The organism is [Clostridium] symbiosum ATCC 14940, assembly GCF_000466485.1.
In the GTDB taxonomy this organism is placed as follows: domain Bacteria; phylum Bacillota; class Clostridia; order Lachnospirales; family Lachnospiraceae; genus Otoolea; species Otoolea symbiosa.
In genome coordinates this window covers 1-23,392 of sequence record NZ_KE992834.1, presented here as the reverse complement: position 1 = coordinate 23,392, position 23,392 = coordinate 1, and the positions used below count along the sequence as shown (strand labels likewise).

Genomic DNA, 23,392 nt, shown 5'->3' with positions numbered 1-23,392 from the left:
ATGTAATAAATCAATGTCCGGGCCCCTGCTGTGACGGCGTCTGCTGAGCCTGCTCTGTCTGCTGCGCTGCGTCTGCCGTCTCTGCCGTTATCGGTGTGCAAACGCCGTCTGCTCCGGCCTGATACTTAACTCCGTCAAGTTCCAGGACCGTATTTACCGCCAGGGCGCCGTTTGCCGTGTCAAAGTAATATCTGGCTCCGCCTATATCCTGCCAGCCGGATACCATCGCACCGCTGCTGTTAAAGTAATACCTGGCCCCGCCTATATCCTGCCAGTCTGTCAGCATAACTCCGCTGTCGTTTAAATAATACCTGGCTCCGCCTATATCCTGCCAGCCGGTCTGCATGGCGCCGCTGCTGTCCAGATAATACCAGCTTCCGTTAATATTCTGCCAGCCGGTCTGCATAACGCCTGCAGAATCCATGTAATAATGCCTGCCTTCTACATTCTGCCAGCCGGTCTGCATCTTTCCTTCGCCGTTCAGATAATACCAGACTCCGTCCAGATTCTGCCAGCCGGTCTTCATAGCTCCTGACGCACTGAAATAATACCAGGCTCCGTCAATATCCTGCCAGCTGGTCTTCATAACGCCCGAGGCGTCAAGGAAGTAGCGTCTTCCTTCTATCTCCTGCCAGCCTGTCTGCATCTTTCCTTCATTGTTCAGATAATACCAGGCTCCGTTTACCTGTGCCCAGCCGGTCTGCATCTTTCCATCCGTGCCCAGATAATAACTGGCTCCGTCCGGATTCTGCCAGCCGGTGGTCATCCGGCCTGAACCATCCAGGTAATAGCGTGCTCCGTCGATATCCTGCCAGCCGGTCTGCATTCTTCCCTCTCCGTCCATATAATATCTGGCTCCGTTCACATCCCTCCAGCCTGTAGCCATTGTGCCCGACGGGTCGAAGAAATACCAGGCTCCGTCAAGCTGCTGCCAGTCTGTCGCCATCTTTCCGGTGGAGGCATCCAGATAATAGCGTCCCTCCGGGAATGTCATCCAGCCTTTGGCCGGTGTGCCGTCGGCGCTCATATAATACTGACCCTGGCCATCATTGATCCAGGTCGATTTCTGCATTGTATAATTCTGATAATAATATGTGCTGCCTCCGATCGTTCTCCATGTATTTGCCGGAATAACACTGGAGAAGTCTTTATACAGGAAATTTATGTCCACGTTGCCGTTAATTCCGTTAATGGAGCCTGTGTTGGTGGCCTGCCACATGGCCGGACTGTCATATGTATACATGACGCCGTATCTTGCCACCCACATGTCATAATTCAGCGCCGACATATCGATTTTATTCTTGATCCAATGCTCATTGGCATAAACCATCGGGTGGTATCCCGCCGCCTCAATCTTGCGGCAGAAGGCATTAATCACCGCACTGACCTCGGAAGGTGACAAAGTGCCGAGTGTGTTGGCATCCTCCGCGTCAAACACAACCGGATAGGAAATCGGATAGTCCTTAATCACATTGAGAATAAAATCCGCCTCCTGTTCGGCCATCTCAACGGATGTCGCATAGGAATAAATATAGGCGCCAATGTCGATTCCGACGCTGCTTGCCCCACGGGCATTGATACTGAAGAAGGGATCCTCAGCCCCTCTGAATCTTGTTGCCAGCATGGCAAACTTCACATCGTCAGCCGCCACCTGGTTCCAATCCACATTCTGGTTCCAGTAAGAAAGATCGATTCCCCTTGCCAGAACACCGTGAATAGGGGTTCCGTCCACCATCTGATATACATTGCCCACCCTGCTCCATTCTTTCGCATATACGGTGAGCGGCTGTGAAAATACAGATATCCCCAGCAGCCCTGCCAGAGTACAGGCAGTCAAACGTTTTCCATATTTCATAAATCCAGTACATTCCTTTCCGAAGTAAATTAACTTTTTACAGTTTTTCTTCTTTCCCGGCAGTCGGGCCGCTGCGGCAGCATAAGTCCCTGCCTCCGCTGCGCGATCCTCGCGGAGCATTTTTTAATTCACAGGACATACGTCCTGTAAAATAAAAAACCGGTGTTTGGTATAATATAGTTCATTGTACATTATACCAAACACCGTCAGGGTGAAGTCAATATATTATTTGTGAATTTTTCTGACACTTTTCTTACAAAATATCCAGACATTTACAGGCAGTCTTCAGCCGGACCCGTTCAGGCGCCTTTCTTTGTCTCCACATCTTCCGGCCTTCTCAGACTTTCCTGAGCCGGGACAAGCACCTGTTCATAATGCTCGATCTTGCTGTCCAGCAGATCCAGCGACTCCTGGAGATCCTTCATTCTTTCCAAAAGCTGGGCTCTCTGCTCAACCAGGATATTCTTACGGGCATTTACCGTCTCCGTCCCCTGTTCAAACAAGACTACATATTCGACAAGCGCCTCTATCTGTACCCCGGCCTTCCTCATGCACTTCATCAGCTGAATCCATTTCAGGGAATCCTCATCATAATCCCTGATTCCGCTTTTCGTACGGGGCACAGGAGGGAGCAGACCGATGCGCTCATAATAGCGCAGCGTATCCGCTGATATCTCATAATTTTTACTTACTTCCGCAATTGTCATGGTATCGGTATCTCCTCTCGCGTTTTCGTCCGCCCTGTCCGTTCCTCGCTCCGGCACACAGGCTCTATGCCTTCATTGTATATCAATTAAAAGGATTTGCAAAGCTTTACTACCAGATTCCCATCACTCTCTGCAGCAGCAGGCTGACTCCCGTGATTCCGACCCAGCAGCTAAAGCCCATAATAATCGGTTTTCCCCCCGTTCTTATCAGATCGACAATATTGGTATTCAGTCCAATCGCAGCCATCGCAAGAACAATAAAGAACTTGCTCAGCTCTTTTATCGGATTAAAAAACTCAACCGGCACGCCTGCCTGGACTGCCACCGTGGTGATAATGGATGCGGCAATAAAATAGAGAATAAAGAACGGGAATATTTGTTTCAGGCTTACTTTTTTCCCTTCGGCCTTATCTTCCTTTTCCTCTTTTTCCGTTCTAAGAAAAGCAAGGAAGAGTGTAATCGGAATAATGGCCAGTGTCCTGGTCAGCTTTACCGTCACAGCCTTATCAAGTGTTGCAGACCCCAGGTTCCACATGCTGTCCCAAGTGGCCGCCGTCGCCGTCACCGAGGAAGTATCATTGACTGCCGTCCCGGCAAAGATTCCAAAAGCATTTCCCGTAGTCGTATCAAACCCGAGAAAATTACCAAACATAGGGAAAAAGATGGCTGCCAGAACGTTGAAAAAGAAAATAACGGATATGGCCTGGGCAACCTCCTCATCATCCGCCTCAATTACCGGAGCCGTGGCGGCGATAGCCGAGCCTCCGCAGATGGAGGAACCGACTCCAATCAGGGTTGAGATATTGGAAGGAATATGCATTGTCTTATGTAAAACATAGGCAATCACCAGTGAAATCGTGATTGTGGACACGATAATCGGAAGTGACTCTCTTCCTGTTTTGAGTATTACGTGGAGATTCAGACCAAAGCCCAATAGAATTACGGCCCACTGCAATATTTTTTTAGAAGAAAAATGGATGCCGCCCATAAAAGGCGATTTATCCTTTATAAACATGGTAATTATCATTCCCGCCATAATAGCAATCACGGCTCCTCCCGCAACCGGAAATATCTTTCCTGCGAACCATGCCGGAATTGCCACGCCCAGACAAAGAAGCAATCCCTTTCCATTTTTTTTTGCGAATTCCATTTCATTTCCTCCTGTTTTTCATCTTTTCATTGAAAATAGGTTTATATGTATCCCGGCTCGCTGTCCTGCCGCCGGAGGTACTTCCTAATTCATGAAATATATGGTAACTCGCCCCATCGATAATGTAAAATTATATATATTTATACTTCAATAAAAATGTGTTATGATATATCAATACATTTATATAAGCTATTCACAGACAGTGAACAGCTTATACATACTGAACAGCACAGGACACAGGAGGAAATTGATTATGCTGGATTTCAGGGTTAGTACCTTTTTAACCGTATGCGAATATATGAATTATACCAAGGCCGCCGAGGCGCTTCATATTACCCAGCCGGCAGTTACGCAGCATATACACTATCTGGAAAAGCTGTACCACATAAAGCTGTTCCAGCACGACGGAAAGAAGCTTCTTCTCTCCCCGGCCGGTAAAATTCTGCTGAGGACTGCGTCGGCGATAAAAAGCGATGAGCAGTTTATGAAAGAACAGATTTCCAGGCTCTCGCCCTCGGGCCTTGCCCTCCGCTTCGGCACCACTATGACGATCGGGGAGGCGGTAATCTCTGAACCGCTGGCCTCTTATCTGAGCCGCCATCCCGGCGACAGCCTCAGTCTGATCATCTCCAATACGGATGATTTATTAAAACGTCTCCGCACAGGCGATATCCATTTTGCTCTGGTGGAAGGCAATTATGATACGTCCGAATTTGACTCCCACATTTACCGCACCGAGCCGTTCATTCCGGTCTGCTCTACGCGCCACAGCCTCCCGAATGAACCCTGCCGGATCCGGGATCTGTTCAATGAACATCTGCTGCTGCGGGAGCCTGGTTCCGGGACCCGGGATATCCTTGAGAAACATCTGGACATGAAAAATATCCGCCTCTCCGATTTCACCCATATCACGGAGATTGGCAGCATGCATGTCATTCTGGAGCTTCTCGAAAAAAATCTCGGCATCTCTTTTCTCTATGAGGCGGCCGCCCTGCAGGGAATCCAAAACGGGACCCTGCGCAGGATGCCTCTGAAAGATTTTGAACTGGATCATGATTTTACGTTTATCTGGAACAGGGGAAGTGTTTTTTCAGATATTTATTTGAAGGTTTATGAAGAACTGCGCCGGTATCAGTAAGAATACGCCTCTAACGGAGCAGAGGGAGGTTTCTTTCCGTATCCATTTTAATTTTTCCTCTCTTTCTTTCTCCTGTCCTCTGATAAAAACAGGCCTAATAATGTTAAAAAGATTCCGCATATCATCGCCTTCGTCATCTTCTCGTGCAGAATCAGCGCCGAGGTGACGGCCGTAATGACAGGCACCATATAGATATAGATAATCGTTTTGACCGAGCCCAGTATTTTCACGGCATAATTCCACGTGGCAAAGCAAAGCGCGGATGCCCCCAGTCCTAAAAAGATCAGGTTCATTAGCATAACCGGTTCCAAAAACTGATCAAGCTTCACATCGAAACCCATCCAGAACAGAGCCGGTACCATCAGAATGATTCCCTAGAAAAAAATCCTCCTGGTCACCTGAACCGTGTTATAGCCGAACCCGGTAATCTTTTTCATCAGCGTCGAATATGAGGCCCACAGCACCGCCGCAATGACGGCAAGTATATCGCCCATGGGATTCAGCTTGAGCGTCTGGCCGCTGTCAAAGCTGATTAAAAAGATTCCGGCCATGGCAATCAGAAAACCGCAGAAAAACCTTGCCCCGGGACGTCCTTCCCGAAGAAAAACACAGGTGAAGATAACGGTAAAAAAGGGGGCTATGGATATAATTACCCCAACATTAGAGGCCAGTGTATAAGTGAGCGCGATATTCTCAAAAAGGTAATAGAGCGTTACGCCGAGCAGGCCGGCCAGCACAAAATAGCCCTCCTGCTTTCTGTCCGCCGGTTTAAAGCTCTTCGGACAGGCACACCACAGGGCCAGATAACCGATAACAAAACGGATGAATAAAATTTCAATCGGTGAAAAGGACCGCAGAAGTACCTTCGTGGAAATGAAGGTGGTTCCCCAGATTAATATGGTGATGAATGCGGCGAGATGCCCTGTTAATGTCTTATTCTTCATTATAATCCTCCCCTGCTGCAGAAAGCTGAGTTCCTGTATCAGTAAAAATCCTCTGATACTGTTTCGGCGTCAGGCCGATAAACTCCTTAAAAAAATTAGTAAAGTGGCTCTGATCCGAAAAGCCTGCCATGCTGGCTGCGTCAATCGGCAAAATCCCCTGTTCCAGGAATTTCTTCGCCCGGTTGAGGCGGACCGTCTGCAGGTAGCGGTAAGGCGAGACTCCGACCTGTTTCGTAAAGGAGCGGAGCAGATACGATTTACCAAAGCTTGTCATGGACAGCAGGTTATCCAATGTAATATTCTCATCAAAATGCTCCTCCATGTAGGCACAGAGAGTACGAATCTGTTCCCCCGGTTCCGTTCTTTTTACCTCATCAAAGGGCTGGACATACTCCTGCAGCACCTGTTCCAGCATGAAGAAGAAAGCCTCCTCCTTCTTCATGGACGGCGCATGGGCTAAAATTGCATCATATACACCGGCCACCGACTGAGTGATTTCACTCTGAAAGACGACATTCTGTGTAAAATGCGGCACAAATTCTTTGCCTGTAATCTCCCGCACTGCCTTACTCATTGCCTCAGGGCCGATGTTGATTCCTCTGTAATCCAGAAGCTCTCCGTCTACCGGCGCACAGTAATGATTATCCCTCGGATTAAAAAGCAGCAGATCGCCTGCATTCAGATCATATTCCTTACCCCTGCACCAGAGGCGGCGCTTTCCTCCCTCCACAAACCCAACCACGTAATATTCATGGAAATGGTTCGGAAATTTCTGGACTATTCCGCTTAAATTATATGCTTCTATTTTCAAGTCTTGATCATAGTAAATATGACGCTGCTCCTGCTCCTGAATCATGGTTCTCCCTCCTCATGTATCACCTTCCTTGCAGTACCGCTATTTCGTAACCGTTCAGACAGAATGAACTGTTACGCTATTCTATCACTGAAAGGAAAAAAATTCTTGTAAGATATGACACATAATTGAATTAAAAAAGCCGGTACGCCGCGGGATAACAGTCGGATTCTTTTCCTTCTGTCACCCCGGAGCACACCGGCCGGATCGGCTGTTAAGCCAGCCCGATTAATTTCTGCTTCTGTTTAATAACCGTAAAATGTAAAGGAACAGATTGATAAAGTCAAGATACAGGGACAGGGCCGAGAAAATAGATGCTTTCTCTAAAACCTCCTGATTTCCTGCAAAATGTACATAATTCTGTCTAATCTTTCCTGTGTCATAGGCGGTAAATCCAAGGAAAACGGCAATTCCCACATAACACATTGCGGTTTCCATGGCTCCGAGATTCAGAAACATGGATAAAATCCCAAAAATAATCAGGAAAATCAGCCCTCCTACCAAAATTGGCCTGATGCCGCTGATGTCAATTTTAAAAATAAGGCTGACCCCTGCCATAATTCCGAAGAAAAGTGACGTTGCCACAAATACGAGAAGCAGCTGAACGACTCCGAATACCAGGAAGTATGCCGAAAAAACAATGCCGTTTAACGCCGCATAGAACAGGAACATTCCCCTGGCCGCACCGACGGACATCTTATTGACTCTGGCAGACATCCAGAATACGGTGAGCAGTTCCAGTCCCGATATTACTATCAGTCCATAAGGTATCGCAAAAACAAACAGAATGGCCCCGGTCAGATACCCCGTTACAGCGATTGCAAACGTAAGCATAAGGCCTGCAAACATCCACAGATAAGTTTTTGCCACATATCTTCCCAATGTCTCCTGGCCGTATCCTTCGGCCTGGTAAACCTGATTCATCTGTCCATAATCCATTATTATCATCCTCTCTCTTCCATTAATATCGTAATGCTCCGGCCTTTAACGGACAATTACGTGACAATTTATTCCTGTCAAGGATAGATTACCACAATTTCAAAAAAGTGTCTACCATTTGTTACTGATCCTCGAGCCTTCTCCGTCTTTTTCTGCGGAGCCGCAAAAGAGGTACGTTGAATTTTTTTAATGCGCTGAAGCAATAGTAGTAAATAATGAATAATACGGTTGTGATTCCCCATGTCAGCGGATAACTGAATATGACCGTTATAATGCTGGGACGGATTGGAACCGCAATGATAATCCAGACCACCCGGAGGGTGCAGACACCCAAAGCCGTCATGATCATCGGTATCCAGCAGTCGCCCACGCCGCGGAGCGCGCCCGAAAAAATCTCTATACAGATATAGAGGATAAATGTCGGAACGAGGAAATACAGGATTTCCATGCCTTTTGCGATTACTGCGGCATCCGTTGTAAACAGCAGATATACATAGCCGCCGAACAAGTACAAAACCGTGCAGAGGAGGAATGTGATAAGGGCCGTAATACCAAGACAGACGTTGACGCCGCGTTTTACCCGTGTCATCTTGCCCGCTCCGTAATTTTGGCCTACAAATGTTGTGATGGAGATCCCCAGCGCACTGATAATCATCCAGTATACGCTGTCAATCTTACTGTATGCCGTCCAGGCGGCAATGGTATCCGTTCCCAGAGCGTTAACACTGCTCTGGATGATGATATTGGACAGGGCATACATTACCGACTGCAGGCCGGCCGGCAGCCCGATTTTAATTATTCGTTTGACCATGAAAAGATTCAGACGTATCTTGCGGATAATCAGCTTATAGGAATCCGTCGTCCTCATCAGGGCAAACACCACGAGTATGGCGCTGACAAGCTGGGAAAATACCGTTGCAATAGCCGCGCCCCTGACTTCCATCCGGAGAACCACAACCAGTACGATATCCAGCACAATATTGGTCAGGCAGCTTGCCATCAGAAAGTAAAGCGGGCGCTTGGAATCCCCGATCGCTCTCAGAATCCCGGAACCCATATTATAAATCAGGTTCGTGATGATTCCGATAAAATAAATATTTAAATAAGAGAGAGAATAATCCATAATCTCCGCCGGCGTGCCCATCGCTTCCAGGGCTGTCCGGCCGAAGAGCAGGCCGATCACCGTCATTCCCAGGCCGCAGACGAGAGAAAAGGCCATGGCTGTATGAACTGCCTCGCCAACCCTATCCTCATTCTGCGCGCCATAAAACTGGGAAATTATGACGGTCGCGCCGGAAGAAAGTCCGACAAAGAAGCCGACCAGCAGGTTGATCAGCATTCCGGTACTTCCGCCTACCGCCGCCAGGGCCTCCTTCCCTACAAACCGTCCAACAATAATTGCATCTACCGTATTATAGAGCTGCTGAAAAAACATGCCAAACAGAATCGGAAAGAAAAACAGTAAAAGCTGTTTCCAAATCACGCCCTCCGTGATAGAGCCGGCGCGGCTCTTTTTTATCTCTTCCTTCTTCTGCTCCCTGGCAGACAGGCTGTTCATAGCGCTTCTCCTTCTTATCTTTTGTTATATTTTACTGTCCGCAGCTCTCACAGTTACCGCCACGCAATGCGTTTCTATGAAAGCTCGGCAATCCTTGTAATACCGACATAAATATGTGAAATCTTATACCAGGTGGCAAAATCAACTACCCCTGTCTGGGGGAGGCCAAAAACCGACTGGAACACTTTTACCGATTCGGCCGTAGCCGGTCCGTATATCCCATCAATCGCCACCCTCGGGATTGAGGAATACACAGTTGCGATGGTATCGAGCTGTTCCTGCATCTGCCTGACCTTGTCACCGCTTGAACCAATCGTCAGATTCGTTCCCGGAAATGATGCCGGTATTCCGGAAATCATCTCTGCGGTGTTAATGTACATGTTGCTGCCATAAAAATGTCTGAGGATCTCTATCGGGCTGTAGCCCTGTTCTCCTAAATTGCAGGACCCCCACTGAGTCATCCATCCCGGACAGGTTACCTGTCTTCCGTCACAGTACTGAGTCAGAATCGGCTGCCTTACTCCCGGTCTTGACAGATAGCTGTCGAAAATATCATCGACCACCACGGAGATCGTGTCAAAGATATCTCTTCCGTAAATCCACTTATGATCAAAAGCAGTGGACGAAGTAATCGTAAAGTCGTATCCCTGGTTCCTGTACCATTCCGTGTAAACCCTGTTGAGGGTAAATGACATAATCGCCAGAACATTGGCTACGATTGTGGCCTGGGGCCATGTCGCATAAATTTCACTGGACGCCACATTCTTGATATAATCCCTGTATGGGACATAATAATTCTTTGCCGTTGCATCGGTCGGGACTCCGTCATGTACCACGATTGTCTGCGGAACCACCACACGGCTTAAAACAATCTCGCCGCTTTCATTGGTCGGTTTAATCTCCTCCTCGGCAATTTTCGGAGGATACGTTCCGTAAAGTGTATGATCCGGGATTTCAATGTCTTCCATCGTCCCCTGCTCTTCTGCAGCCGGTATCATCCGTATCGGCTGAATCGCCGTAACGCCGGCCAATATCTCCGTTCCGTTTACCGTCACCGGTTCAAAGCCGGGAGCCGTCACGGTCACCGTATACTCTGAATACGGTCTTATCGTATTCTGTTCATCCAGACTCAGGGCAACGGGAGGCGCTTTCACGGCAATGGATTCGGTCTGGCCGGAATTGTTGGTTTGCACTACCTCCTCCGGTGCCTCCTCCCCCTGATACCGGATCAAAACATCCGCCCCCTGGATTGGAAAATTATTCTCACTGTTTACCACATTGACCTGCAGATATCCCTGTTCTGTTTCAGATGCTTCACAGGCATGCAGGCTTTTGTAACTGCGTCCATATCTCTGCATTAATTTGTAACCTCTCATTACAGTTGGTTACTATATCATATAAAAATAACGCTTATGATATGCCTGCGGTTCTCAGATATTGTTAGCGTCAGATTTCCCGCGTCACCTTCTCCAGCCATTTCGCCTCTTCCTCCGGCAGATATGGAGAGATTTTATTATAAACTTCTTTATGGTAAGCATTTAATAGCTCCCGATCCCTCGGCTCCATGTATTTTACATCGATGGCATCGAGATCGATCGGAACCCAGGTCAGGTTTTCAAATTTCATAAACTGGGCATATTCATTCTTCTCTGCCTTTACACAGAGCATCAGGTTTTCCGTCCTGATTCCGAATTTGCCCTCGAAATACAATCCCGGTTCGTCGGAAGTGATCATTCCCTCCTCAAACACCGCATTATCCTGACGTTCAGGCACTACGCGCCAGCGGACTCCGTTCGGACGCTCATGGACGCTGCCCAGGAAGCTGACGCCGTGGCCTGTTCCGTGGTTAAAATCAAGCCCCCTTCTCCAAAGCAGTTCTCTGGCCGCAAAGTCGAAATTATAGCCGTGGCAGCCGTAGGGGAATTTGACATTCAATAATCTCAGCATACAGGATGCAACCAGGGTGAAGCATTCTTTCTCTTCTTCCGTCAGCTCTCCCAGGGCAAAGGTTCTGGTGATATCCGTCGTACCTTCAAGATACTGGCCGCCTGAATCGACCAGATACAGTCCGCGCGGCATCAGTTTCTTATTGCTCTCCTCCGATACGGCATAATGGCACATCGCCGCATTGTCGGAATAGGCGGAAATCGTACCGAAGCTGAGGCCCAGATTGCCTTCCACTTCACTTCTCAGCTTATCCAGGTAAGCGGCGGCCGTAATCTCATCTATCTCTGTCTTACCTACGTTTTGTTTCAGCCAGTACATAAATTTCACCATGGCAACGCCGTCTTTGATATGCACCTTCCTCATATTCTCAATCTCGACCGGATTCTTTACGGCTTTCGCAGAGGAGGTGGGATTCATCATATCAACCACCGTGACGCTGTTATCAAGGCTTTGGCATACCGCATAATTCACATGCGCTTTTTGAAGCATCACCGTCTCATTTTTAAAGGAAGGCACCACCTGGTAGATGTCATTGTAATCATAAAGTTTCACTCCCAGCCCGGCCAGATAGGTTCTCACCTCTTCATTTAATGTCTCCTGATTGATAAACAGGAGGATTTCCCCCCGTGTGACAATCAGATAGGATAATACGACCGGAGTACAGGGAACGTCATTGCCGCGGATGTTTAAAAGCCAGATAATATCGTCGAGGCTGGTCAGAATATGGACACCCGCATTCTTTTCAGCCATTGTGCTTCGGAGATCCGCTATTTTTTCCGATGCCGGCTTACCGGCATATTTATCTTCCAGAATCCACACCGGTTCTTTCGGAAGTTCCGGTCTGTCTTCCCAAATTTCTCCGATTAAATCTTCATAACACGCGATACAGATTTCTTTTGCAGCAAGTCTGTCCTGGAGTTCCTCTCCCATCAGGCCGCCAACCACGCGGCCGTCAAAACCGAGAACGCCTCCCATGGTCATGGTCTGCTCCAAATATTCCTCCACAGTGGGAACGCCTTCTTCCCCCATTTTAAACAGCTTTACTTCACTTGTGGCAAGCTCCTTAGCCGCCTGCACGAAGTAGCGGCCGTCTGTCCACAGACCGGCTTCCTCCATTGTAATAACGGCTGTTCCGGCAGAGCCGGTGAATCCGGTTATAAACTGACGCGCCTTAAAATAGCCATCCACATACTCAGAACCGTGGAAATCGGCCGTAGGGATTAAATAGGCGTCCATCCCTCTTTCCGCCATCCGTTTCCTCAGTGCCGCAATTCTTGTACCGACTGCTTGTTCCATCTTGTTCCTCCTTTATTATCCTCCATAGCTTTTTAATGCATCCTCTATGGCAAGCGAGATGGCCTCGCTGTATGTCGGATGTGCTCTCATTGCCGTGGAAAGCTGATATGCAGTTAATCCGTTGGCAATGGCCGTAGCCATCTCGCCAATCATATCGGTGGCACGCGGACACATAATCTGCGCTCCAACCAGGGTATCCGTATATGCTTCAAAAATAAGCCGAATAAAGCCCATTTTCTTTCTCGCCAGAATGGCCTTGCCGTTGATACCCATGAACACCTGGCCGCATTTAACCTTCATATTATATTGTCTTGCATCTTCCTCGGTAAATCCTACCGCCGCTATCTCAGGATCGGTGTAGATGCAGGTCGGCACTACCGGCAGCACTACAAACATTCCGTTGGGAACGACGGTGAGCTGCATTCTGTGGCCTTTCCCGGTCAAATGTTCAATCACGTAGGTGGCCTGTGCCGCCGCCACATGGGCGAGACGCGTCTTTGCGACCGTATCTCCGATGGCATACACATGCTCCTGTGTTGTCCGGTAAGTCCCCTTGACTATCGGCCTGCCATGCTTTAACTCCACCCGGCAGTCCTCCGCCAGAACCTTCGTCATATCCGGCCTGCGGCCCACGGAGAGAAGAATCCGGTCGGCGGCCAGTTCCTTCCACGGCCCTTCCTCGCGGTAGCTGACAGCAACGCTGTCACCGCCCCGGCTCCGGATCTCCATCACGGAAACGTTGCATTTTACGTCGATCCCTTTGGATCGGAGCGATTCTTCCAATTGCTCCGATATCATCGGATCCATCGTATCCAGAAGGCGCCCTTTTTTCTCCAGCAGGGTAACCCTGGAACCCAGCGCAGAAAAAATCGTGGCTACTTCAATGCCGATCACTCCTCCTCCAATAATAACCAGCCTGTCGAAGTGCCACTCACCGGCGCTTAAGATATCCCTGCTGGTCAGCACCTGGGGTAAATCCACTCCCGGTATATCCGGGATTACCGGCTCGGCTCCCGTAGCCAATATAATATTCTTTCCGACACAGAGGGAGGAGCCTTCTTCTCCCTCCACCTCAACAATATTATCTTTATGAAGCTTTGCAGTCCCATGAATCAGTTTTACATTCCTACGGTTCAGAAGGGAACGTATCATACTCCTGTACTCCTCCACCGACTCATCCTTATATGCCTGCATCTTCTTTAAGTTAAATCCAACAGAATCCACGCTGATCCCAAACCGGGAGGCATGTTTTAAATCTCCGTAAACGGCGGATGCCTGCAGCATGGCTTTCGCCGGAACGCAGCCCGTGTTGACACAGGCACCTCCCAGCTCGCCCTTTTCGATTAAGGCCACATTCATTCCGAAGCCGGCCGCTCTCGCTGCCGCCGTATAGCCGCCCGGGCCTGCGCCGATTATTATTACGTCGTACTGGTCTGCCATCAGCTCCCCCTTGCCCTGCTGTTACAGCAGATGTATTTTATGCTTCTCCGCTTCCATCCGTATTCCGTCGGGCCATATGGATGCCTGCACTTCTCCGATATGGGCTTTTCGAAGGAAGAACATACAGATTCTGGACTGGCCGATACCGCCGCCGACCGTATAGGGAAGCTCTCCATTTAAGAGCGCCTTCTGGAAAGGCAGTTCAGCCCGCTCCTCACAGCCCGCCTTCTTTAGCTGCTCCTTCAATGCCTCCTCATCAACACGGATTCCCATCGATGAAAGCTCGAGTGCAATATCAAGGACCGGATAATATACAATAATGTCCCCATTCAGTTTCCAGTCATCATAATCCGGCGCACGTCCGTCATGCTTTTCTCCGGAAGCCAGCTTATCACCAATCTGCTCAATGAAAACCGCCTTGTGAAGCTTGGCGATTCTGTACTCCCTCTCTTTCGGCGTACAGTCGGGATACATATCCTCAAGCTGCTGGGTCGTCACAAATTCGATATGATCCGGCAGATATCTTCCGATATATTCATACTCATAGGCCATATAATCCTCCGTTACTTTCAGAGCCTTATATACGGCCTTTACGATCAGCTCCAGATTCTCCCTGTTTCTGTCTTCCTTATTGATAATCTTCTCCCAATCCCACTGGTCTACATAAATGGAATGGATGTTGTCCGTGTCCTCGTCCCTGCGGATAGCGCTCATATCGGTGTAAAGACCTTCACCCACGCCGAAGCCGTACTCCTTCAGCGCCAGACGTTTCCACTTTGCAAGGGAATGGACAATCTCGGCAGGACGATCATCCTGCTCCCTGATTCCAAATTGAACCGGGCGTTCCACGCCGTTTAAGTTATCGTTCAGTCCCGATTCGGGCAAAACGAACAGAGGGGCCGACACCCTGGTAAGATGCAGCTGCTTTGCCAGCTCCCTCTGAAAAAAATCTTTGATTATCTTGATTGCAATCTGGGTTTCCCTAAGGTCGATCGCCGGTTCATATCCCGCCGGCACGATTAAATGTTCCATTTTATGTACTCCTGTTCTTTTCTTCTATATAATTTTATATATCTTATTCTTACAGACATATTATTAGCAGCTTTTGTTGATATTCGTCCCACTAAGCCCTCATATTATACCACTGATATAAACAAATGGGAATATGGCAGAATTTTTTTCTTGCTTTGCCGAACCTTGTTGTTCCTGCTCATAACGTAATCGATTGCACGATGTTTTTACCAGTTGTACGGTTACCGTTATTATACATATAGAATGCTTATCTAGCAAGAAGAAAACAGGCAAAGCAGACATCTGTGGCGGATGTCCGCTTTACCTGTTCCCCTGATTCTTCTGACCTCTTTACAGTCTCAGCCAGGCTACTTCGTCTCCTGCCGTAACCGGGCCCTCTTTTACCGACTCAATTCCCTGTCCGCCTTCCAGTCCGGTTAATACGACAATACATTGATCCGACGCGGCGTTCTCCCTGATATACTCCAGATCAAACCGCATCAGCAAATCGCCTTTTTTTACGGTGTCTCCGTCCCTGACGAATACTTCAAAGCCCTTTCCATCCAGCTTAACCGTATCAATGCCGATGTGGAGCAGATATTCGATGCCGTCTTTTGTCTTCATGCCGACGGCATGTTTTGCCGGGAAGACAAATTTAACCCTGCCGTCCTCCGGAGCAACCGCCTCCCCCTTCTCCGGTTCGACCAGATATCCGTCACCCATCATTTTTTCTGCAAAGGCCGTATCTGCGGCCGCTGATATTGGATATGCCTTCCCGGTAAACGGAGAATAAAGCCTTCGCAGCGTACCTGCATCCTCCTCCAAGCCGGCGCCGTTTTTCAGGTATTCCTCAAAGTTTGCCTTGATCACTGTGACATTCGGACCATAAATAATCTGAACCGCCCTGCCTCTTTTGATCACGCCGGACGCTCCCGTCCTTTTCAGCACATCCTCCCTGACCTTATCCGAATCCAGAACCGTACAGCGAAGCCGGGTGGCGCAGCAGTCTACGTCGGAAATATTATCTTTTCCTCCCAGTCCTTCGGCGATCATGCGCTCACGTTCCGAACTCTCCTGTCCTTTTGACGCCGCTCTTTTGCCGGCATTTTTCTTCTCATTCACATCCGCTTTTGTATATAGTTTTGTTCCCTCTCCCGAATCCTCGCGTCCCGGTGTTTTCAGGTTGAATCTCTTAATAAGAAAACTGAAAATAAAGTAATATAATAGGAAGTAAATGATTCCGGCCGGGATGATCCTTAACCAGCTTGTTTTTGCATTGCCCTGAAGAATTCCGAATAAAAGCAGATCCAGAAAACCTCCCGAAAAAGTCAGTCCCACTGCTATATTCAGGATATGGGCGATCATATACGCAGAACCGGCCAGAATAACCTGGACTGCAAACAGCACCGGCGCCACAAAGAGGAATGAAAACTCTATCGGCTCCGTAATACCCGTCAGCATACAGGTCAGCGCAGCCGAGAGAAGCAGGCCTCCCGCCGTCTTTCTGTGTTCCGGCTTTGCCTGTCTGTACATTGCCAGCGCGGCGCCCGGAAGGCCGAAGATCATAAAGATAAACTCTCCGGAGAAATATCTGGTTGCGTCAGCGCTGAAATGCACTACATCCGGGGAGGCAAGCTGTGCAAAAAAGATATTCTGGCCTCCCTGTATCAGGTTGCCGTCCACCATCATCGTACCTCCGACCGCGGTCTGCCAGAATGGAAGGTAAAATACGTGATGAAGGCCAAAGGGTATCAGCGCCCTCTTCACAATACCGAAAATCAGGGTTCCCAGATATCCGGTTCCTGTCACCAGCCCTCCGAGGGCAAAAATTGCATTCTGAACCGGCGGCCATACAAAATAGAGCAGGATCCCGACAAATACATAGACAAGAGTGGAAATAATCGGCACAAACCGGGAACCGCCGAAAAAGGAAAGAGCATTGGGAAGCAGAATCTTATGGAACCGGTTATGAAGGGCCGCTACCCCCAGACCCACGATAATTCCCCCAAACACACCCATTTGAAGTGTCTGTATTCCGCACACGCTGGCAATGGTACCTTCCAGTACATCCGGGGAGATGCTTCCGTCCGGAAGTATTTTCCCCGTGACCTCCAGTACTGCACTGATTGATACATTCATCACAAAAAAAGCAATTGCCGCCGAGAGAGCCGCTACCTCCTTTTCAGCCTTTGCCATACCAATGGCAACGCCAATGGCAAATATGATGGGCAGGTTGTCAAATATGGCGCTTCCCGCCTTGCTCATGATTACCAGGAGGCCGTGGAGGATCGTGCCCTCCCCAAGTATAGTCCCCAGTCTGTAGGTGGCAATTGTCGTCTCATTTGTAAAGGAGCTTCCAATTCCCAACAGCAGCCCTGCCACCGGCAGAACCGCGATGGGCAGCATGAAACTCCGCCCAATACGCTGCAGTACACCAAAAATTTTGTCTTTCATTTCTATTTCCTTATTCCTTTCGCTTAAGTCTTTAACACTACTAGTATAGCCATCTTTTTTTCAAACTAACAGTTTGCAGGCCATACCGCATACAGGTGCAGACTTACAGCGAACGATAACCTGCGCGCTACGCGCATGGTCACGGTCTTCAAAAAAAGGCATCATCACCAGTAAATGCAGTTTCCGCATTTACTGGTAATGATGCCCGTACCGCCAGTCGATCAAAGCTCCCGGCTCAGCCATTGCCGCTCGAATTCCTCAGCGGCGACAGGAAGTCCGAAATAAAACCCCTGAATCAATTCAAGTCCGGTATCACGAACCGCCCGGTATTCTTCCTCTGTTTCCACCCCTTCCAGACAAACCTGCTTCCCCACGTTGTGGCAAAGTTCTGTAATCGCACCGATAAAAATAGCATTAAACCGGTCTTCTGTTATTCCCTTCACAAAACCGCGGTCAATCTTAACCACATCAACCGGAATATTCTTGAGAGACAAAAGTGAGGAGTACCCCATACCGAAGTCATCCATTGCCAGAGTAAATCCGGCTCCATGCAGTTTATCCAGCACATTTTCCCGGCTCTCCTCCTCTTTCATGAAATAGGATTCCGTCAGTTCCAGCGTCAGACTGGAGGGTGGCATGGCAAACTGCTCCAGCTTCTTAAGCATGTCCGGAACAATATCCCCTTTGCGGAGCTGATGGTAGGAAACATTGATGCTCATCCTGAAATCAGGCCTGTATCTCCGCCATTTACCGCACTGTGCGGCGGCCTGGCTGAAAATCCAGCGGCCCAACTGGTTGATTAGTCCGCTGCGCTCCAAAAGCGGTATAAATTCTCCCGGCGATATGCTGCCATACTTTCCGCAGGTCCATCTTGCCAGCGCCTCCGCGCCGAAAAGCTTCCCTGTGGCCGCTTCCACCTGGGGCTGGTATGCCACTGAAAAACCGGCAAACCCATGCTCGATGCTCTCCCTCAGTAACTCCATCAGTTCCAGCCGGCGCTCTTTCTCCGGAAGTATATCCGGTGAAAAACAGGTGATTCTGTCTTTCCCAAGCAGTTTGGAATGCTCCAGCGAATAGTTGGCGCATTTCACAAGTTCCAGATACTGGCTGCCATCCTCCGGGAAAGCGGCATAACCGGCGGAAACCGTACAGTAATATTTTTTTCCTTCGAACTCCTGCTGCCTGTGCATCTTATATCGGATTCTGTTAAATATCTGAATATGCTCATCCCAGTCGCCGTTCAGAATGAGGATGGCAAATTCATCGCCGTCCAGCCTGTACATTCTTGCATTGGACGGAAGAAGTGAGGAAATCATCTGTGCAGTAACCCGGAGGACTTCATCGCCAAAGGAGCGGTCGTAGAGATCATTGACGTTTTTAAACTCATCCATATCGAGTATCATCAGACCGAACTTCCTGCCGTCATCTACCAGGTGCTTTTTCACGGTGCCCTCCAGCTCATACCGGTTATAAAGCTCCGTCATATGATCGATCAGGTTTTTCTTTCCCATGTTGGTAATAAAACCGGCAAAATATTCCGGTTTCCCCTCATTATCCCGCACCATCCTGCCGCGGCACCGCAGCCAGCACCACTCTCCGAAAACGTTTCTGGCCCTGTATTCAATATTATGGTGCTCCACTCTGCCGTCGGCAATATCCTGGTTACTCTCCAGGAATCCCTTTTTATCTTCGGGATGGATAAGTACGCCCCATACGGCGGCAGCATTCTCCACGATCTCACCGGGCAGCCCGAATTCTTCCACCATGGCCGCGGGATACCGGAATATGCCTGTCTTCATATCTCCGATAAACACATAATCATCAGTACTGGAAGCCAGAGCTTCATAAAGGAACTCCCTGTTATAATCAAAACCGGGAGCTGTCCTGCCCCTCTCCGTATTGCGGCGCAGCCTCATCCCCGCCCGGTCAATGTGGAAATTCCTCTTCTGGATGTACATCCGTTCATCGGCCCGGGTTATAATCTCATTAACGGAAAACTTGTCGCTCGGATAAACTGCCGTTACCCCATAACAGAAAGAAGCATCGTAATATATCCCGAACTGCTCCCGCTTTTTCTCCAGAAGTTCCAGCGCTTTCTCCATCCTTTCGGCCGCCCCGTCTTCCGTTTCATCATAAAGAGCGAGAATAAATTCATCCTCGCTCAGCCTGAAAAGCAGGTCCGGCTCCGTCAGCCCCTCTTCAATAATTTTAGATACGTATAAAAGCAGGTTATCCCCCTCATGATGTCCATATGTATCGTTGATAAGGTGCAGTCCGTTAATGTCATAAAACACTACAGTCAGCATCTTCTGCTCCTGCCGTGCCAGCTCTATCAGCTCTGCAAGCCTGTCTTTTCCGTTTCTTCTGTCCATAATTTGGGTCAGATCAACGACCCTCTGCCATTCCACTGTCCCCATATTGTCTGCTTCCATATGGCTCCATTCTTCCGGGATTACCAAACTCTCCGATAGCTTTCGGACCCCGGATTTATACTCTAATTCTATTGTAATCTTTATTTGGGCGGCAGACAAGGGGAATTTGGAAATTGTTGCTGGTATTGCAGTTTAGATGATTTCATAAGAGCTTACCTGTCAGCGGCGGCTGGTATGATATTCTAAATGTGAAATCACGCCAAGCATAACGCGAATAACCAGCCAGCCGGCGAATGCTCCTAATGTATTCATGATGACGTCGTCGAGCTGGCAGTGTCCGCGCTGTGTCAGATACTGGACCGTCTCAAGCGACACACTGGCCAGAAAAGCGGTCAGAACGCAGAGCCAGCCTCTTTTCTGCATTGGCGCTATCAGCAGGGGAAGAAGCATTCCCCAGGGGATAAACATGATGATATTTTCAATCACATAGGCATTCCCCTGGGCGCTGTGCCCCCAGGTCCCCAGAAATTCCAGGTTGACGGAGGTTCTGGAGCCGGGCGGACGCGAGAAAAATGCCTCCTGGAGCAATACTGTCAGGTAGACGGCAAATAAGAACAGGGTAAAAATGAGAAAAGCATGTCTTCCTGCACTCCTGCTGCGGCCCGGTAACGGCCCTTTTTTTATCCTGTTTTCTGCAAATAGAAGAAAAGAGCCGGCAGCGGCGGCGGCCAGGCCGATGAGAATGGCCTGAGGCAGATAGCTTACCGGTTCTTTCATGTCCTGGAACATGTAATTCCAGAGTTGTAGTTTGCTTAAGATTGTCATATTTTGATTATTTCCAGTCTGGATCGAATTATTCCGGCAAGTAATCGCTTCCTTTGTAAAGGAAGCGAAACTGCCTGATGTGGTATTTACTTATTATAGTGAATTGAAGGTGGAGAGTCAATATAGTATGGGCCAGTCATTATTCAGCAGACCCTGGAAATTCTCATCTAGTCCGGCTATCCTGACAGCTTCGTATTTAATATACGTAATTTTTCGTAATATCAAAAGCAAAACCAGGAAGGGGGTACAAAGCGCAGCAATGATATCCTGTTTATCTTATCCCTTCCCATTTTCTTTCAAAAATCGTCCTTCTCTTTATTGGTGTTTTCATCCTCGTCGGGCAATCCCTTAATAATAAAAGCTCAATCAATCTCACAAATCAGAGTACAGTTCTTCCCGATACACGCCGTCTTCAATCAGCTTCCTAAAACTCTGAACCACAGCCGCTTTGTCTTCCTTATACGTGACGCCAAACCACTTGTCCTTTGTCTCCAGCACCTTTACCGTACACTTCTTCTCCCGGAGCATGCCGCCGATCAGAGTCGGAAGCAGGTACTCTGCTTTCAGAGGATTCCGTTTTACATCCGTCACAAAGAAAGTCTTAAATTCCTCTTCCAGCACTAAGAGAAATGGGGGGACGCAGCCTTCCTTCGCAGGAAAGCCCCAGAAGTTCATGGAAACATAGGATTCCGGATCGAGTTTAACGCCATCCGTCTCCGCACCTATGTTTCCATTGTTGTCCACAGATTTCACAATATTGCTGGTCTCCACCACATTAATGATATGTGTGTGGCCCTCTGCCACTTTGCAGACGCCCCTGGTCACACCGCCATTGTCGGACAACGTATTCTTCAAAATAAAACCGGCCATAGCGATAGTGGAATCCTCGTGATCCAGGAGCAGCCAGTCATGCAGTTGCCGGAATGCTTCTTTTCCATAGTAATCGTCCGCATTGATAACGGCAAACGGTTCATGGAGCAAGTCCTTTGCCGCAAGAACGGCCTGCCCGGTTCCCCACGGCTTTGACCGGCCTGTCGGTACATCTCCCGGCACGGTGTTCAAGTCCTGAAAAGCGTAGTCAATTTCCACATGAAGCGCTTTACAGATCGCTTCCACGCGGTTACCGATCCGTTCACGGAAATCTTCTTCAATGTCCTTTCGAATCACAAAAATAATTTTATTGAAACCAGCCTCGATTGCATCATGGATGGAATAATCCATAATGATCTCATCGTGTAAACCGACCGGTTCCAGCTGCTTGATACCAGTTCCAAAGCGGCTGCCGATACCGGCCGCCATGATAAGTAATGTTGTGGTTTTCATTCTTTCTTGTCCCCTTTATAATTTATCCAATAAATGGTATGGCAGCATACCCACCGAACACTAAAGATTCAGCATCACTTTTTGCTTAGCATATCTATGACAACACTCTTGAGACGCTTTCTCTTTATAATTATCAACATCAAAGCACCTGCAATGACCACATACTTAAGCCAAAGAATGCGGTTAAGGAACATTATAGCAATTCCTACACAAATCTCACCAATAGAAATTAGTAAAATACCCTTGGCATCATATAGTTTTTGCCCATCCAACAGTTCACGACACACTTTCCTATAGAAAAAATAATGCAGCAGACAAAAAAATGCATAGCAAAAAAATGTCGTATATGACGCTGCCTGATAACCGTAGAGATTTATAAAGATATAATTCAATACCAGGTTGAGAACTGCACAAAGTATTGAGGGAATTACCACCATCAATTTGCGTTCATAATATTCCTGCACCCTTGCAAAAAGCTGAAACGTGTAATTGAAAAATACGCCTATACAAATTGGGATGAGCACATCTACGCTTTCTATGTATTTCATCCCCCCAAATATAAGAACAATTTCTCTGCTGAAGATCATTATCCCTGCAAGCATGGCACCTACAAATATCAGAACTTCATTCGCTCTTTTTGCCAACAATGCATATTCCCCAGACTTTATTTTCTGGTATTGATAAGGCGCAAATGTAGAATTGATTGCACTTGTTATCAACGTAATCAGTGATCCTGCTGAATAAGCAACACTGTACAAGGCAACATCTCTTGAGCCACAAAGATAATTAATCATTATTTTATCGGAACTTTGAAGAATAAATTCTGAAAGATAGTGCGGCATCAAAGGAATGCAGAACCCAAGGGCAAAAAACCATATTTTTTTGTCATAAAAGACTTTTGCCCTGTGGAAGATAGATGCATACAATGCAATACCAATCAAAGAAACAACCACTACTGCAGACACTGCTCTTGCCTCTGCGGTAGGAGTAATAAATGTTACTGCAAATACCCCAAAAAAAGCGGACCCTGCTGTAAGCAGCAGAGTAATAATGATAAGACCCCTGTAATCATACACATACCTTTTATATAATGACCAGCATTGGAATACCGCCTGAAACATAAAATAAACAAAAAGGCAGCAAACAAGAACCGGAGATAATCCCAGCAATTCCCCTATCTTTTCTCTGAAAATCACACCTATAACCAGCCATATAAATGATAACGTAAATTCAAGACCACAGACTGCTGAAAGAACTCTCTCCTGATCTTCATATTTTATATACAGATTCATAATAGCCTTGTACAAACACAGTGTAACCACTATCAGAAGGACAGACTCCCATGACAAATATGTACTATACAGACCATATTCTTCTGTGGACAACAACCGTGTAAATATCGGGGTCGTTATCATACTAACTCCACGCTGCAGAAAACTACAAACCGTGAACCAACAAGCTGCCTTGACAGGTGCAGACATCCCAATATATTTATTTTTTAAGCCAATCAATGCACCTTTCATTTCTTTTACCTTCTTTTAATTATTGGTAGTGTCAAGTTTCACTACCTGTTTTATTGT

16 protein-coding genes and 1 pseudogene are annotated in these 23,392 nt (G+C 47.9%); 1 reads left to right on the top strand and 16 read right to left on the bottom strand.

The window, feature by feature from the left end; all coding sequences use genetic code 11:
- Positions 1–10 precede the first annotated feature (10 nt).
- The 3 genes from CLOSYM_RS04045 to CLOSYM_RS04035 form a co-directional block, all read right to left on the bottom strand.
- Positions 11–1,855: an N-acetylmuramoyl-L-alanine amidase family protein gene (locus CLOSYM_RS04045; protein WP_242828643.1), complete on the bottom strand. Its 1,845-nt coding sequence runs from the start codon at positions 1,853–1,855 to the stop codon at positions 11–13.
- Between the two features lie 299 nt (positions 1,856–2,154).
- Entirely contained in the window at positions 2,155–2,562 is a 408-nt protein-coding gene (locus CLOSYM_RS04040) for a MerR family transcriptional regulator (protein WP_044902118.1), read from the bottom strand.
- A gap of 109 nt (positions 2,563–2,671) precedes the next feature.
- The gene (locus CLOSYM_RS04035) at positions 2,672–3,712 is read right to left on the bottom strand and encodes a YeiH family protein (protein ID WP_003510728.1); all 1,041 of its coding nucleotides are present in this window, start codon (positions 3,710–3,712) and stop codon (positions 2,672–2,674) included.
- Positions 3,713–3,965: 253 nt separating this feature from the next.
- Here CLOSYM_RS04035 and CLOSYM_RS04030 point away from each other — a divergent pair, with 253 nt between their 5' ends.
- Positions 3,966–4,850 (top strand): LysR family transcriptional regulator, encoded by an 885-nt coding sequence (locus CLOSYM_RS04030; RefSeq protein ID WP_003510730.1) that lies wholly within the window; start codon positions 3,966–3,968, stop codon positions 4,848–4,850.
- A 47-nt stretch (positions 4,851–4,897) separates the two neighbouring features.
- On the opposite strand, the pseudogene CLOSYM_RS23965 reads toward CLOSYM_RS04030, so the two are convergent.
- From CLOSYM_RS23965 to CLOSYM_RS03965, 13 genes and pseudogenes are all read right to left on the bottom strand, one after another.
- Positions 4,898–5,794 (bottom strand): annotated as a pseudogene (locus tag CLOSYM_RS23965) (DMT family transporter).
- Entirely contained in the window at positions 5,784–6,650 is an 867-nt protein-coding gene (locus CLOSYM_RS04020; RefSeq protein WP_003510734.1) for an AraC family ligand binding domain-containing protein, read from the bottom strand. The pseudogene CLOSYM_RS23965 and the gene CLOSYM_RS04020 overlap by 11 nt, the downstream one beginning before the upstream one ends.
- A gap of 225 nt (positions 6,651–6,875) precedes the next feature.
- Complete coding sequence (locus tag CLOSYM_RS04015) at positions 6,876–7,586, bottom strand: Bax inhibitor-1/YccA family protein (protein WP_044902125.1); 711 nt, start codon at positions 7,584–7,586, stop codon at positions 6,876–6,878.
- A gap of 121 nt (positions 7,587–7,707) precedes the next feature.
- A complete protein-coding gene (locus tag CLOSYM_RS04010) occupies positions 7,708–9,144 on the bottom strand; it encodes an MATE family efflux transporter (protein ID WP_021641061.1) in 1,437 nt (478 codons plus the stop codon).
- A gap of 74 nt (positions 9,145–9,218) precedes the next feature.
- Entirely contained in the window at positions 9,219–10,502 is a 1,284-nt protein-coding gene (locus tag CLOSYM_RS04005; RefSeq protein ID WP_003510739.1) for a peptidoglycan-binding protein, read from the bottom strand.
- Between the two features lie 88 nt (positions 10,503–10,590).
- Positions 10,591–12,387, bottom strand: a complete 1,797-nt coding sequence (locus tag CLOSYM_RS04000) for an aminopeptidase P family protein (protein ID WP_021641059.1) — start codon at positions 12,385–12,387, stop codon at positions 10,591–10,593.
- A gap of 15 nt (positions 12,388–12,402) precedes the next feature.
- A complete protein-coding gene (lpdA, locus tag CLOSYM_RS03995; RefSeq protein WP_021641058.1) occupies positions 12,403–13,827 on the bottom strand; it encodes a dihydrolipoyl dehydrogenase in 1,425 nt (474 codons plus the stop codon).
- A gap of 21 nt (positions 13,828–13,848) precedes the next feature.
- A complete protein-coding gene (gene asnA, locus CLOSYM_RS03990) occupies positions 13,849–14,859 on the bottom strand; it encodes an aspartate--ammonia ligase (RefSeq protein ID WP_021641057.1) in 1,011 nt (336 codons plus the stop codon).
- Between the two features lie 330 nt (positions 14,860–15,189).
- Positions 15,190–17,292, bottom strand: a complete 2,103-nt coding sequence (locus CLOSYM_RS03985; RefSeq protein ID WP_003510746.1) for a PTS sugar transporter subunit IIABC — start codon at positions 17,290–17,292, stop codon at positions 15,190–15,192.
- A gap of 221 nt (positions 17,293–17,513) precedes the next feature.
- Positions 17,514–19,724 (bottom strand): bifunctional diguanylate cyclase/phosphodiesterase, encoded by a 2,211-nt coding sequence (locus CLOSYM_RS03980; protein WP_044902124.1) that lies wholly within the window; start codon positions 19,722–19,724, stop codon positions 17,514–17,516.
- A 159-nt stretch (positions 19,725–19,883) separates the two neighbouring features.
- Positions 19,884–20,489 carry a VanZ family protein gene (locus tag CLOSYM_RS03975; RefSeq protein WP_021641055.1) on the bottom strand — a complete coding sequence of 202 codons (606 nt, stop codon included), beginning with the start codon at positions 20,487–20,489 and terminating at the stop codon, positions 19,884–19,886.
- 372 nt (positions 20,490–20,861) lie between these two features.
- The gene (locus CLOSYM_RS03970) at positions 20,862–21,812 is read right to left on the bottom strand and encodes a nucleotidyltransferase family protein (protein WP_021641054.1); all 951 of its coding nucleotides are present in this window, start codon (positions 21,810–21,812) and stop codon (positions 20,862–20,864) included.
- Between the two features lie 74 nt (positions 21,813–21,886).
- Entirely contained in the window at positions 21,887–23,335 is a 1,449-nt protein-coding gene (locus CLOSYM_RS03965) for a lipopolysaccharide biosynthesis protein (protein WP_021641053.1), read from the bottom strand.
- Between the last annotated feature and the right edge of the window lie 57 nt (positions 23,336–23,392).